At 58.8% G+C, this 13723-nt stretch carries 9 protein-coding genes; 2 read left to right on the forward strand and 7 right to left on the reverse strand.

Annotated features, from left to right (window positions below; genetic code table 11):
- Window positions 1-137 precede the first annotated feature (137 nt).
- From hisC to QZ511_RS14235, 3 genes are read right to left on the reverse strand one after another with little or no spacing between them, the layout of a single operon-like run.
- Entirely contained in the window at window positions 138-1217 is a 1080-nt protein-coding gene (hisC, locus tag QZ511_RS14225) for a histidinol-phosphate transaminase (protein WP_295803318.1), read from the reverse strand.
- 58 nt (window positions 1218-1275) lie between these two features.
- A complete protein-coding gene (locus QZ511_RS14230) occupies window positions 1276-2382 on the reverse strand; it encodes an FHA domain-containing protein (RefSeq protein ID WP_295803320.1) in 1107 nt (368 codons plus the stop codon).
- Complete coding sequence (locus QZ511_RS14235; protein ID WP_295803321.1) at window positions 2373-3854, reverse strand: serine protease; 1482 nt, start codon at window positions 3852-3854, stop codon at window positions 2373-2375. The genes QZ511_RS14230 and QZ511_RS14235 overlap by 10 nt, the downstream gene beginning before the upstream one ends.
- Before the next feature lie 904 nt (window positions 3855-4758).
- Here QZ511_RS14235 and QZ511_RS14240 point away from each other — a divergent pair.
- The gene (locus tag QZ511_RS14240; RefSeq protein ID WP_295803323.1) at window positions 4759-5226 is read left to right on the forward strand and encodes a hypothetical protein; all 468 of its coding nucleotides are present in this window, start codon (window positions 4759-4761) and stop codon (window positions 5224-5226) included.
- 2 nt (window positions 5227-5228) lie between these two features.
- On the opposite strand, the gene QZ511_RS14245 is transcribed toward QZ511_RS14240, so the two are convergent.
- The 4 genes from QZ511_RS14245 to QZ511_RS14260 all read right to left on the reverse strand — a co-directional run bounded on the left by QZ511_RS14245 (window position 5229) and on the right by QZ511_RS14260 (window position 12620).
- A complete protein-coding gene (locus tag QZ511_RS14245; RefSeq protein WP_295803325.1) occupies window positions 5229-7844 on the reverse strand; it encodes a serine/threonine-protein kinase in 2616 nt (871 codons plus the stop codon).
- Between the two features lie 64 nt (window positions 7845-7908).
- Window positions 7909-10539 (reverse strand): serine/threonine-protein kinase, encoded by a 2631-nt coding sequence (locus tag QZ511_RS14250; RefSeq protein ID WP_295803328.1) that lies wholly within the window; start codon window positions 10537-10539, stop codon window positions 7909-7911.
- Between the two features lie 93 nt (window positions 10540-10632).
- Window positions 10633-11619 (reverse strand): FHA domain-containing protein, encoded by a 987-nt coding sequence (locus QZ511_RS14255; protein ID WP_295803330.1) that lies wholly within the window; start codon window positions 11617-11619, stop codon window positions 10633-10635.
- A gap of 470 nt (window positions 11620-12089) precedes the next feature.
- Entirely contained in the window at window positions 12090-12620 is a 531-nt protein-coding gene (locus QZ511_RS14260) for a MarR family transcriptional regulator (RefSeq protein WP_295803333.1), read from the reverse strand.
- Between the two features lie 476 nt (window positions 12621-13096).
- On the opposite strand from QZ511_RS14260, the gene ectA reads away from it, so the two are divergent.
- Complete coding sequence (gene ectA, locus QZ511_RS14265) at window positions 13097-13690, forward strand: diaminobutyrate acetyltransferase (protein WP_295803331.1); 594 nt, start codon at window positions 13097-13099, stop codon at window positions 13688-13690.
- Window positions 13691-13723: the final 33 nt, after the last annotated feature.

The following is a 13723-nucleotide window of genomic DNA, read 5'->3' on the forward strand; positions in this document are numbered from 1 at the left end:
GCTCTCTTGCGAGACTGTCGAAAAGAGGGACCTTTTCGACAAGCCCCCAGGGATGGGTTCACGGCGTGTCTCGCAAGAGAGCCCCGGCCAGCCAGGCCGCCACGGAACTGGGCAGTGGGGCCCCGAAAACCAGAAAACTACAATACCTCCCGACAAGCCCCAATCAGCGCATCCATCTCCTCATCGGTGCCAATGCTGATCCGTAAGTACTCACTAATCCGCGGTTTGTTGAAATAGCGGACGATGATGTTCCGTTCCCGCAGCGCCTGAAACAGTGCCTCCGCAGAAATCTTCGGCGGCTTGGCGAAAATGAAATTGGCCCTGGAAGGAACAATTTCGAAACCCAGTTTGGAAAGTTCTTCGCAGGTGCGCTCGCGGGTCGCAATTACCTTGCCGCAGTTGTCCGCCAGCCAGCTGCGGTCCGCAATGGCGACCGTCGCCACCCGCTGGGCGATTCCGTCGATGGGGTAGGAATTGAACGAGTTCTTGGCCCGGTTCAGGCCCTCGATCAGGTGCGCCTGACCCATCGCATAACCCAGTCGCAAACCCGCCAGCGCGTGGGATTTTGACAGCGTGTGGATCACCAGCAGGTTGGGGTAATCCGCGATTAGCTTCACCGCGCTGTCGCCGCCGAAATCGATATACGCCTCATCGATCACCACAACCCGTTCAGGGTGCATCTTCAGCAGCTGTTCGATCTCTGCCAGCGGCAGGTAGCGGCCCGTGGGCGCGTTGGGGTTGGGCAGGATGACGCCGCCGGCACCTTCAATCGCGTAATCCTCTACCGTGATGGAGAAATCCTCCCGCAGCGGCAGGGTGCGCGGTTCGATGCCGTAGAACTGGCAGTACACCGGGTAGAAGCTGTAAGTAATGTCCGGGTACAGCAGCGGCTCCGGGCGCTGGAAGAAACTGTAGAACGCGTGCGCCAGCACCTCGTCCGAGCCGTTGCCCACAAACACCTGGTCCGCTGTCAATCCGAATTCTGCGGCGATGGTCTTGCGCAGTTCGGTGGATTCCGGGTCCGGGTACAGGCGCAGTTTTTCCGCCAGTCCGGCTTCTTGCAGCACCGCCCGGGCGCGGGGGGAGGGCGGGTAGGGGCTCTCGTTGGTGTTGAGCTTGATCAGCTTCTCGGTGGTTTTCGGCTGTTCGCCGGGCACATAGGGCTCCAGGCCCTCGAGCGCGGGGCTCCAGAAAGAGGGGGTTATTGGGGCGGTCATTGGGTCACTCCTTGTGCGCTGCCGAATCGCTGCCGGCGCGCACCGATCTTATATTTCACTACGCGCGTTGGACACCCTGTGTGTCTGCTGCCGGTGTGGATGGTGCCGGGGCGGTCTCGCGCATGCTGTTGTCTTCGCCCTCTGCGGGGGCTGAGGTTTTTTCTGGCGTGGATTTATCCGCAGAGGAGCCGTCTTCTTCCTTTATCGGAATGTCGAACAGCGCCGGGGCCTCCGCCAGAAACTCTTCCAGCGGCACCGGCTTGCGCCACAGCAAATCCTTGTTCTTGAGTTCCTTCGACACCCGGGGCACTTCGCTGAACTCCGCCGCTTCGCGGATCTGGGTGGCGGCGGACAGGCCGAGAAAGCCCCACGGGATCAGGATCGAGGCCGCCAGCCGCCATCCGTTGGTGATGTTCAGTGCCAGGTAAGTGGCGCACCACAGCACGAATGGAATCAGCGCCGCCAGCGCGAGGATATTCAGGAGTGGCAGAACCTGCGACATGGAGAAGTTGTAATCCAGCAGGGTGCTGAACCACTGCCAGAGGGTATAAATCAGCGCCGCGAATGCCGCGATCGAAATGTGCGCCAGGAAGTGGACCTCGTGGCGCACCACGCGGCCGATCAGCGACCAGGCTGCCGCGTAGATCAGCAGCGCGATGATGGTGTTGGTCACCACTTCCACCCCCTGGGTCCACTCCAGGGTCATTGCGCTACTGTTGTAGGCCAGCCACAGATTCATTGCCGCCGCCAGCAGGCACAGCACGATCGCCACCAGCGGCGTGGCAAGGCGATCGAATACGGTCTCCGCCGAATGCAGGGGAACTGCGGCGGCGACACTTTCTTCGGTGTCGGTAAAACGCAGGTAGCTTTTGCCGATCTGTACCTCATCGCCGGACTGGATCAGGTGCTCGCGCACCTGTGCCGGCTTGACGGACTTGTCGCGGTGGTTGCGCAGCAGGCGGATACCGTTGAGGCTTTGCAGGTCGCGCAGCAGGTAACAGCCGTCTTCATCGCGCACCACCTCCGCGTGTACCGGATCGGCGTGCACGTCTTCGACGATGACTGCGTTGTTGAAAGCGCGACCCATGGTGGCGCGCTCTTCTTCCATACGGTAGCGGGAGTGTACCCGGTGGGCACGATTGATTTCTTCGATAATCAGTGCCATTGAATTTCGCTCACAAACTTCTCGGTAAAGGCGCTGGCGGATTCCTGGGTAAAGCCGGACAGGGTGAAGTGGCTCACCAGGGCGCGCTTGTCCTGGTCAACGGTCAGGCTCACAAAGAACACGTCGTACAGGTCCGGAAAATCCTTGTAGCGGCGCACGCAATAAGAGGTGCGCGCGATCACCGGCTCGCGGTTGCCGTTGGACCTGGGCGGTACCTGTGTCGGCTCCTGGGGTTTCTGTTCATTATCGGTACTTTTGTCAGTGTTTTCGTCAGCGTCTTCGTCAGCGTTATCTTCACCAGCGGTTTCGCCATCAGTGCTGGCGCTGCTCTCCTCTGTGGCCTCGGCATTTTCCGCAGCCTGTTTCGCGCCGTCGCGCGGCTGGGTGGTGAACTGTTGCTGGCAGTTGAAATTGGTGACGTCGTCCTTGCCGGCGCTGTTGCCGGGGAAAAATCCGCTCATCTCGTCTTCGTAAGTACTGTAGAAGCGGGAGGAGGTCAGGGAGTCGGCCCCTTCCAGCCAGAAGAACTCGTATTCCACCCGCCCGGTATCGAACTCATCGGAGAGGAACACCACGTCCTGCCCGGTGCAGCCCTTGGCCACCTTCTCCAGGGTTTCCTCCTCGTTCTTGCTGGAGTCGCCCCAGCACTGAATGGATGGCACGATTTCTCCCACCACCATGGCGTCCCCCAGGGGGCGTAGCTTCCAGTCCGCGTTGAGGATCTGCTCGCTGATACGCTGCTGGTTGTCCCGCAGCTGGCGGTGAATCACGTTCTGTAAATCGACTGGGCCGCCGCCGGTGGTGGCGTCGCGGGCAAAATCTTCCAGCAACGCGAGAAGCTTTTCCACCGGCACCAGAAAGCTGATCTGGTTGCCGGCGGTCGCCACGTTGATGCCCACGACTTCGCCGTTGCGGTTGATCACCGGCCCGCCGCTCATGCCCGGGTTGATGGAGCCGGAAAAGTGGATGCGGTCGTAAAAGCTGCCCCTGGCAATGCCGTTGTAGGTGCCCGGCACCAGGGTCATGCCCAGGTCCAGCGGGTTGCCCATGGAAATGATGGTCTCGCCTTTCTGCGGGGTTTTATGCGCCAGTTTCAGATGCTGTTTACCCTCCTTGCCCTTTTGGCGCAGGATCGCCAGGTCGTTGATAACATCCACGTCCAGCAGCTCCAGCTCCCCTTCCTCACCATCGACCGACAGGTAATGGATGGTGTACTTGTCCGGGTCGCTCACGGCCTGGGAAACCACGTGGTAATTGGTGGCGATCATGCCGTTGGAGGAGATCTGGAAGCCGGAGCCGAGGCTGGCCTTGGAGTTGGACGCGGCTTCGATCAGGCGAATCTGGTACAGACTGCCGCGATAATCACTGTACAGCTGTTCGTAACTCTGGGCCTGGGCAAGGCATGCATAAAAAAGCAGCGCGATAACCGCCACGCAGGTGCGGTAATTCAGGCGCGTAAAAATTCTCGACATTGTGGACTCTTTATAGAGAGGTCAGCGCTGTTTAATTTATGGGCGAAGTGGCCGCCGATATTACGGGATCGGCCCCGGGCCAACAAGCAAAGGGCAAAAGAAGCACAAGCGAGCCCTTGTGTTCCACGCACCGATTTCACAGTGTAGTGGAACCTCCGCCATATCGTCATGCCGCGCCCCCATATCGTCATGCCGGACCTGATCCGGCATCCAGCCCCGCCGCCAGGCCACCAACTGGATTCCGGCCTGCGTCGGAATGACACGCTGTGAGCCTGAATTGCCACCGGTGTAATGACGTGTAATTGCCTGTGATCGACCTGTAATGGGCCGGGGAGTAAAGTCGCTCTCAAGGTTGAACGGACGCGATGCCCGGTCGTCACAGGAGCCGCGGCAAGGTGGATTGCAGACACCCCGGAATCGGTGACCATCACGGAAGGTGGGACAAGGGCGGCGAAGGAATCGCTGCTCGCACAGAGTACGGTACCGCGACCTCAACCAGATACCAAAGGATTGGTAGTTACCCGCCTCCGCAGAGCCCGGACGGCGAGTGACAAATCAGGAAGACTTCGGCGCAAGCTGAACAGTCAGGCCGCCCGGCAACCACAGAGCCTAGGAAGCCGGGATTCGGGAAGGGTCTGACAGAGGCACGGATGCCTCATTTCGCTCTTGATAGTGTTGTTGTAACCGTAGATGGCTGGGACCATCTGATTGCTACCGGCAGTAAGCTTGCTTACTGCCGGTTTTTTTTGACCAAAATTCTATGGAAACCTTTAGAGCGATTGCAGTAAGCTGTGTGACGCAGTTCTCGTTCTGAGTCTGCGTTTGATTCTATAAATTATTTCAAGACCATAAACCACCCTGGGCGGTTTGCAGGGAAGATAGTCATAAAATACAGGATAGGAAAATGACAGAAGCAGCTGAGCTTGTTGAATCAACCGTAGTGGTACCGGAGCAAGGTGATGTTACCGCAAACTTTACTCTGGAGCCGACCGGTGCGGATCAGGTTTGGACTCTTAAAGATTCCGAAGGCACCGAATTCGATACTTTCCGCGTGCAGTTCGAGGGGGTAAAAGAGGGTGGCTCAGGCAAATCCGGCAAGGCCACCTTGGTAATTACCTTGATCAATACCGATCTGGTATTTGCCAAACTGTCCGGCAATATTGACGGTATGGAGACCTACGATAACGACAACGATGGTCTGGGCGCGATTCAGTCGTGCCAAGTTAAAAATCAACAGCCCCAGGTTCTGGAAATTGACCTGAAGGCGAACAAACAGACCGAGAATGGATTTTCGTTCAAATGGGTCGCTGAAGATGCTAGTGGTGAGCCGGTAAAATCTGCCGACCCACGAATGGTAGTTAAGCCTCAGTAAATTTACTTACATAAAATTTTAGAAACCCTTTTGGATATTTTAGGTTGAGTGCACAGCTGGTGAAAAATAGGGAGCGCGAACCACTCTGCACTCATACCCTGGTCCAGTAGCTGTTCGATAAAGTAGTTTGCGGATTGGTATTCTCCTGCTAAAGCATATATCTGTGCTGCAGCATGTTTAACGTAAGTGTCATCCGGGGCATCTTGGTTGAGTTTGTGTGCCAATGGGATTGCTTCGTTCACTTGTCCTAAATAGGCGAGTGCGAGCAGATGGTACGTTCGTTCTAATATTTTTGAGCTTCCAGACGTTGCTGTTAAAATTTTTCGATAATACTTTTTATATCCTCTCTCCTCTTCTCGGATTAAGTAAATTTCAGCAATATTGCCCAAGGTAGGGATGTTGTTTGGGGCAAGCTCTAAGGCTTTTTGGTAATTCATTAAGGCTTCTTTATATTTTCTTTGTAAAAAATAAGCTGAGCCTAGGTTTGAATACGTTTGCCAGGTCAGCAGAGATGGAGGAATTTTTGATATTAGCGATTCGGCAGTATCGTATTCTCCCATTTCCCCGTAGATTGCTGCTAACGTTTCGTGCGAAGCCCAATGGTTTGGGTGTTTTGAGATATTGTTGGCGAGTGATTCTATAGCCTCTTCGTAATTGCCGCTTGCATATTGGTTTAGCGCTACCAAGTATAAGTTTTCTGCGGATGGATTTAGTGCCGATGCTTTTTGTGCGATCTTTATGCTGGCCTGATATTTTCCTTGTGTATAAAGAAATCTAGCATGTTTGTTGAGTATTTCAGCGGAAGGGAATTCAAGGGAATTAATCTTTTTAATGAGATACTCAATGCTTTTGGGGGCTTCATTATAAGTTTGCAGCCAGAGATCCAGCTCAAGGATTAATATCGCGGAGATATTGCGGGATTTAGCCTGCTCTAGAATGTCGAGTCCAAGCTTAAGATATTTCTTGTCGTCCGTAAGCACGAATAAGTCGGTTGCGATTTGGGTGTGAGTCCTATATAGGTTTTGATTTTCCGGATAGTTGTCAATAAGTCTCGCGAGGACTTCCAGGTCAGCTGCGGGGTTTTTTTTGCTTTCCAATCGGCCGAGAATATTTAGGAAGCTGCTGTAGTCTTGTTCAGACATTGACGCCAGTGTTGTCGTTTCTTTGCTGTAACTATTAGAAAATAGATGGACACTGCTATTTGCTAGTCGATACTCCGCCTCCTGCCGCTTATCCGCCAAAAACGCAAAGCTACTCTGCTGCTTGATCTGGCTATCCGTCGGTCCGATTCTCTGCAGCGTTGTCTCGCAGCGAGTCTGGGCACAATCGAGCTGTGCAAAAAGCGCATCGGTTACCCCTTTGTCCTTCAGCTTCTGCAACTGCGCCTCAAAATCCTGCCCCTCCTTAGGTTCAAAGCTCACCAGCGCACTCGCCTTCAACTGCGAAACCGAATTCATCAGCGCCTGTCGCACCATGGTCCGGGTCAGCGCCTTGGCATTCTCCTCGCCGCGAATCTCCCCATTAATCTCCACCGGCATCACCGCAATATATTGCGGCTCCAGCCTGGTAATTTCTTTCCAGCCCCAGTAACCCCCGGCACTTAACACCAGCGCGGCGGCCACACCGCCCAATGCCCGCTGCCAGTGGCGGCGGCTTTTGACTTTGTGGTGGGTAAACAGATCGGTGAGCGTCGCGGTGAAGTCTTCGGTATCGGCTTCCAGTCCCTGTTTGTACAGCAGCTCAAAACCCTGATACACGATCAGCGCACTCTGCGGGCGCTGGACCGGGTCTTTGGCGAGGAGTTTGTCCAGCAGTACGGCGAGCGGCTCGGGAATGCCTGGCCACGCCTGCTGCGGTGGGATATGGGGCTCGCTGGTGATGCGGCTGGCCATGGCCAGGGCGCCGCCTTCGTGTTTCTCAAAAGGCCGGCTGCCGCACAGCAGTTCATAGGCGATGGTGCCGAGGCTGAACAGGTCGCTGCGGGCATCCAGGGTTTTGCCCTGGATCTGTTCCGGCGACATGGCGGTGACGGTGCCGGCGAGCTGGTTTTCTGCGGTTAAAGTCTTTTCGTCCAGCTGCTGGGATTTGGCAATGCCGAAATCGGTGATCTTGGCGGTGACCTTGCCGCTGGCGCTGGTGGCGATGAGGATGTTGTCCGGCTTCAGGTCGCGGTGGATGATGCCCAGTTCGTGAGCCTGCTGCAGGCCCTGGCAGATCTGCATTAGCAGGCTGAGTTTCTGTTGCAGACTGGGGGTGTGTTCACGCATCCAGGCACGTAATGTGGTGCCGTCGATATATTCCATCACCAGGGCGATATTGCCGTTCTCGCTTTCCTGGGCGGTTTCCAGCACATCATACAGGGCGACGATGTTGGGATGGTTGAGCTGGGCTAACAGACGGGCTTCCTGGCGGATGCGCTGGCGGGCGTTGTCGCTGGCCGCTTCTTCCCGCAGCTTCTTGATCGCCACCTGGCGGTGCAGTCGCAGGTCTTGCGCCAGGAAAACAACCCCCATGCCACCGGCGCCCAGCGTGCCGTGCACGCGGTAGCGGTCGCTGTGGATCTCGGGTATCTCGTGAGCGGCCGGTTTGCTGCCGGCTTGCGGATCTGCAATATCCATCTGCTTGTTTCTTGTTATGGGTTGAGCCTGAAAGGCCGGCACCCCCGGTTGCCGGCCCGCAGCGTCAGAGCTTGCTGGTCTCTGCGCCGTTGCGGGCAATCTGGGAATTGCCCGCGTTGTTGTGTTCCGCACCGCCGCAGAGCCCCGGATACTGTTGCCGGAGGTCGTCGAAGGCTGGGATATTGCAGATTTTGACAAAGCGCGCGGTGCAATACCAGACCGGTGAGATGCCCTGTTCCAGGGTCTTGCGGATATGGGCCTTGGCAGAGAGCAGGTCGCCGGTGGTGATGTACACCTGGGCGCGGGCGTAGTTTACGTAGAGATCGTCCGGCGCGGTGCGGCGGATGCGGATCAGGTTTTCCACCGCTTTCTCCGCTTCACCCAGCTCCGCGTAGGCGCGGGCCTGCATCAGCAGTCCCTCCCAGTCGTCGCGGTCGCTGGTGAGTGCCAGTGCCTGGGCGGCAAGTGCGGCGGCCCTTTCCGGATGTTTTTGTTCGCGGGCGATTTCCGCGCGGTACAGCAGCGGGTCGGCGTCTTTCGGTGCCAGCTCCGATACCCGCCCGAAGCAGTCCTGGGACTCCGCGTACTGCTTCTCGATGTAATAGGCCAGGCACAGGTTGTAGGTGTCCATCGGGCCGATACGGTCCAACCCGGCCTCGGTGAGCAGGCGCACGGTTTCCTTCGCGTCGCCGCTGTCCAGCAGGTTGCCGGCGAGCAGGGAAATGGCATCGATGGATTCGCCGTTCAGGGCGACGGCCTGTTGCAGTACCTGGTTGGCCGCGGGCATGTCGCCCATCAGGGTCTGGGTCAGGGCTTTCTGGGTGAGGTAGGCATAACTGGTGCGCAGGGCCAGGGCGCGGTCGATATCCCCGAGCGCCTGTTTGAGGTCGCCCTGCTGCTGGTGGTAGAGGGAGCTCAGGTGGTAGTAACCGGCCTTGTCCGGCAGGGTGAGCTTCAGTCGCGCCAGCAGCGCCTCGGCGCGGCCGGGGTCATTCTTGAGCATTGCCAGGCGCAGTTCACTCACCAGCACTTCCGGAGTCTCGGCAATGCTCGCCGGCACTTTCTGCAGCAGGTTTTCCAGGCGGTCGTCGGCCTCAGCGCTGCGGGAGTTGTGCTCCTGGTCGATGGCCATTTCGCCGTAGAGTTCGTACAGCGGCGCAAACGCGCTGGCGCGCTGCTGCAGTTGTTCCAGCTGGCCGAGCAGGCTGCTCAGGTTGCGGTAGTCCCGTCGCTGGTCGTAGAGCTCCAGGTAGCGCTGGTAGTTCTGCGCGCTGATGGCGAAATCCTTGTTGCCCTCGCGGGCGGGAAAGTCCGGCAGCAGGTAGTTCAGCTGTTGCAGGGTGCGCGCGCGGCTCTCCAGGGACTCTTCCGTGGACAGGCGGGTGCTGCGGCTGGAGATCACGGACAGGTGCGCGGTTTCCACCAGTTCCAGGCTGAGCTCGCAGGTGATGCGCTCGCACTGCATGTTTGGCACCAGCACCAGGTCGGCGTTGAGGGATTTCACCTGTCGCGCCAGGGACTGGCCACTGAATTTCTGCGATTCCGCATAGGGGATCAGGTAGAGGCCGTCGCGCCCGGAGAGCCCCTGTTTCAGTGCCCCCTGAATGTTGTTGGCGAGCAGCTGCTGTTCGCGGGTCTGCTCGCCCGCGGCGGGGTTGAGCACCGCAATATATTTGCCGCTCTCCGCCCCTGTCTGATCCTGCCACAGGTGATAGCCGAACAGGGCGACCACGGAAATGCCAAGCATGGTCGCCACCGGTGCCAGTGCGCGGTGCCAGCTTCTGAACCAGCGTTTGTTGCCGCGGTAGTAGTTCTCCGCGGTGACCGTGGCGGTAAGGCTGTGGGAATGGGTAAAACTGCCGGAGTGGCTGTGACCCAGCAGGGCATCCAGTTCGTCCGCCACGGCGCTGGCGTTGACCGGGCGCTGTTGTGGTTTTTTTGCCAGCAGGCGGTCGAGCAGGTCGCTCAGTGCCGCCGGCAGTTCCGGGCACAGTTTTGCCGCCGGTGGATGCGGCGCGTTGACCACGCGATCAATGATCACATAGGGACTTCTGTTGTCGCCGAACGGGTTCTGCCCGCACAGCAGGCGGTAGGCGAGTACCCCCAGTGCGAACAGGTCGCTGCGATGGTCGATGGCTTTGCCCTGGGCCTGCTCCGGGGACATGGCACCCCAGCTGCCGGCTATATGCTGCTCGCGGGTGAGGTTGCTCTCTTCCTGACTGTTCTTGGCAATGCCGAAGTCGGTAATTTTTACCGTGCCGTTGCTGTCGATCAGGATATTTTCGCTTTTCAGGTCGCGGTGGATGATGCCGGCGGCGTGGGCGCGGCTGAGGCCCGCGCAGATTTGCCGCAGCAGCTGCAGCTTCTGCCTGAGGTCCGGGCTGCGCTCGCGCTGCCAGCGCTCCAGCGAACTGCCGTCCACATATTCCATCACCAGCGCGATATCGCTGCCGTCTTCCACCACATCGTAGATCTGCACGATATTGCTGTGGTTGAGCTGCGCCAGCAGCAGGGCCTCGCGGCGGATGCGGGCGTGGGCGTTGCGGCTATTGGGGTTGCTGAGCAGCTGCTTGACGGCGACCTTGCGTTGCAGGCGCTCGTCGGTGGCGAGATACACCACGCCCATACCACCGGTGCCGAGTTTGCCGGTGACCAGGTATCGGCCGATGTAGAAAGGGGGCTGCTCCGGGTTCATTTGTTCTACTTCTGTGTGGTGCCCAATGCTGCCATCCCTGGTTGCTGGTTTAGGTGATCGCTACTCCTGATCCCGATATGCCTGTGGAGCTTGTCACAATTCCGTGACGATTTCCGTGCTGGCCTCGACAACTTCCTTCTGCGAGCCCTTGAAGATATCCAGCTGGTCGCAGCCCAGGCGCATTTCGTACGCGCGGCGCTCCACCAGGCGCGAGGTGTCGATGGCGTCGGGCAGACAGTCGGCAATCTGCTTGCGCGCGCGGAATATCTGCGTGTTGAGGTGGTTGACGGTAATGCCCAGCTCGCGGGTGGCGAGGTCGATGGCGACCCAGCCCTGGTCGGCGGGGTCTATGTCGCGTTGCATGTCGCGGAGGCGGGCGCGGGCGAGATACAGCAGCAGGTAATTGTGGGTGCGCGCCGCCAGGTCCTGGCGCATGTCGTTGCGGGCCAGTTGCAGCTGGATGTGCTCTTCGTGGTGGCTGACGGTAAAGCGCAGGCGGAAGTCGGATACACACAGGCTGTGCAGCGACAGCTCGGTGGTGGTGCTCTGGCTGTTGCCGAGGAACAGCTCCCAGCTGTCATGGGCGCAATCGATGCGCGCCTTGTGAGTCACCACGCGGGCGGTTTCGCCGTTGTCTGTGCAGTCCAGCAGCTCGAACACCCAGACCCCGTTGATCGGGTTGAAGTGCAGGCTGGCGAGGGGTTCGTGCTCGTCCGGCAGCAGGTGGTAGCTTTCCAGCACCTGGCTGTCGCCGGTATGGATGTCGATCAGCAGGTTTTCCGGCGGGTCGAGGCTTTCCACCCGCCAGGTGGGGTTGCTGGCGCGACCAAAGGTGATTTTGTCACCGATGTGCAGCTGCTGGTTTTTTGCCGGAATCAATTGCTGGCCGTTCACCCAGGTGCCGTTGCGGCTCAGGTCGCGGATGATCCAGTGGCTGCCGGTCCACTGAATGGCGGCGTGAATGCCGGAAATTTCCGGCTGGGTGATACGGGTATCCGTAGCACCCTCGCGGCGCCCGATGGTGTGATGTGCCATCAGGTATACGGGCTGATCCCGATCGGGATGCTGTAAACAGGCCATGTCTAGTCCCTTCCCCAAATCCAGGTTGCAGCAGTGGCTGCAGAAAATGACAAGACAGGGCCACAGGAAGCCACCGGACAGGTACAACCCTGTAGCCGTCCGGAAAGCCTGGTGTTGTCGTCACTGCCGGTGATAAAAAACCGGCAGCCAGAATGCGATCCGCTACCGCAATGTCGCCGCGTTCGCCCCGGTGGTGGTTGGGACCGCCGAGCCTGGCGGGGAGACCACTTCTAGTGTGGGCGAGGGCCTGGTGCGTTGTAGCTGAGCCGCTGTCTTGAATTGATGAGCGTCAGGCCGCGCGGCGCAGGGCTCACCATTAGTGTTGTGGTCCCATTTATACCCGACTGCTTAACGAATGCAATGTTCGAATGCGAATTGTTACCGGGAAACCCGCGCGGTTGGGACTGGCGTGCAATTTGCGCGGTGCAGCGGCGCCGCAGTCGGGGTTCGCCGGCGTATCAACAGGTGAATCAGTAGCCGGGGTCGGAGTCTTTGGGGGTGTCGTGCCCGGGCGGTGTGTGGCGGCTGTCCTTGCGGTCCAGGTCGCCCACATCGAGGACCGGTGAGGCATCGATATGCTCGGCATCCATCATCAGTGCCACCCGCTGCAGTGCGGAGATGATCATGGACTGTTCCCACTCCCGCAGGTCGCGGAACTGGCGCACGAAGTGCTCCTGCAGGGGGGTGGGGGCGTCGCGGATGATCTCCATGCCCTTTTCGGTCAGGTAGGCGTGCACCTTGCGTTTGTCTTCCGAGGAGCGCTCGCGGTACACCAGGCCGCGCTTTTCCAGGCGGTCGAGGATGGTGGTGACCGTGGCCTGGCTGAGGCTGATCTCCTTGGCCAGGGCGCCGATGGTGACCTGGCCGTGCTCGCGGATCGCCTGCAGCAATAGCAGCTGCGGTGCTGTGAGGCCCGCGGTTTTTACCAGCTGCTTGGAGTGCAGGTCGGTGGCGCGGATCAGGCGGCGCAGGGTAATCAGTACTTCTTCAATTTTGTCCATCAGCAGCAGGCTCTCGAAATCCGGGTGGCGGGCGCGGCGGCTTATTTGCCCGCGCCCGACTTTAGATTGTGCGCCGCTTTTGTCAATTCCTCGCTCGCCAATATACGCGTGACTGGCAATTCTCGAATCGTCAGTCGGCTTTTTGGTGGCTTTTTGCGACTTAATTTCCCCCGCTCTCTCATGGGGCTTCTTGCGCCCCTCGATGTTGCGCGCGCCCCGATATTGCGCGGGTTTCGCGTCGGATTGGGCGTCGTCGTTCGCGCCGTAATTGGTCGCATTCTGATCAAATTGCATGAGGCTTGGCCTTGCACCCTCGATATTCTTTAGAGTACTATGGATTTAAATATTTAGAGCAGTAAATAGTTTTTTAAGGAAAAGGTCAAATTTCAGGCGAAATTAAGCGGAGTGCACACCACTCCGTTTTTGTTGCGGAAGTTTGATACGGTTCTAACAATTTGATGACTAAAGGTATTGGTTTGAGCGCTACTAGCGAACTAAAAGAAGACGACTCGAATGACGACAAGGTAAAGCCGGCGCAGCAAGGGCAGACAAGCGACAAGAGCGCCCAGGTTCTGCTGCGCCGCCCGCTCAGTGAAGACGGTGCGGATGTGCACCAGCTGATCGGGAGCTGTCCGCCCCTGGATACCAATTCCCTCTACTGCAACCTGCTGCAGGCCAGCCACTTCTCCGGTACCAGTGTGGCCGCGGAGCTGGACGGCGAGCTGGTGGGTTTCATCTCCGGCTACATCATCCCCGAGCGCCCCGACACCCTGTTCATCTGGCAGGTGGCGGTGGCGGAGCAGGGCCGCGGACTGGGCCTCGCCGGCCGCATGCTGCGCGAGATCCTCGCCCGCCCCGCGTGTACCGCGGTGCGTCACCTGGAAACCACCATCACCCCGGACAACGACGCCTCCTGGGCGCTGTTCCGCAGCCTGGCGCGCAAGCTGGACGCGGACTGTGCCGACTCGGTGATGTTCGACCGCGAGCGCCACTTCAAGGGCCAGCACGACAGCGAGATGCTGCTGCGCATCGGGTCGTTTGACGCGCCCCGGAACGAGGTCGCCGGCTGAGCGGGTAATCCGCTCTCTGCACTGTTTTCTGTT

This window comes from uncultured Microbulbifer sp. (genome assembly GCF_913055755.1).
Classification (GTDB): Bacteria; Pseudomonadota; Gammaproteobacteria; order Pseudomonadales; family Cellvibrionaceae; genus Microbulbifer.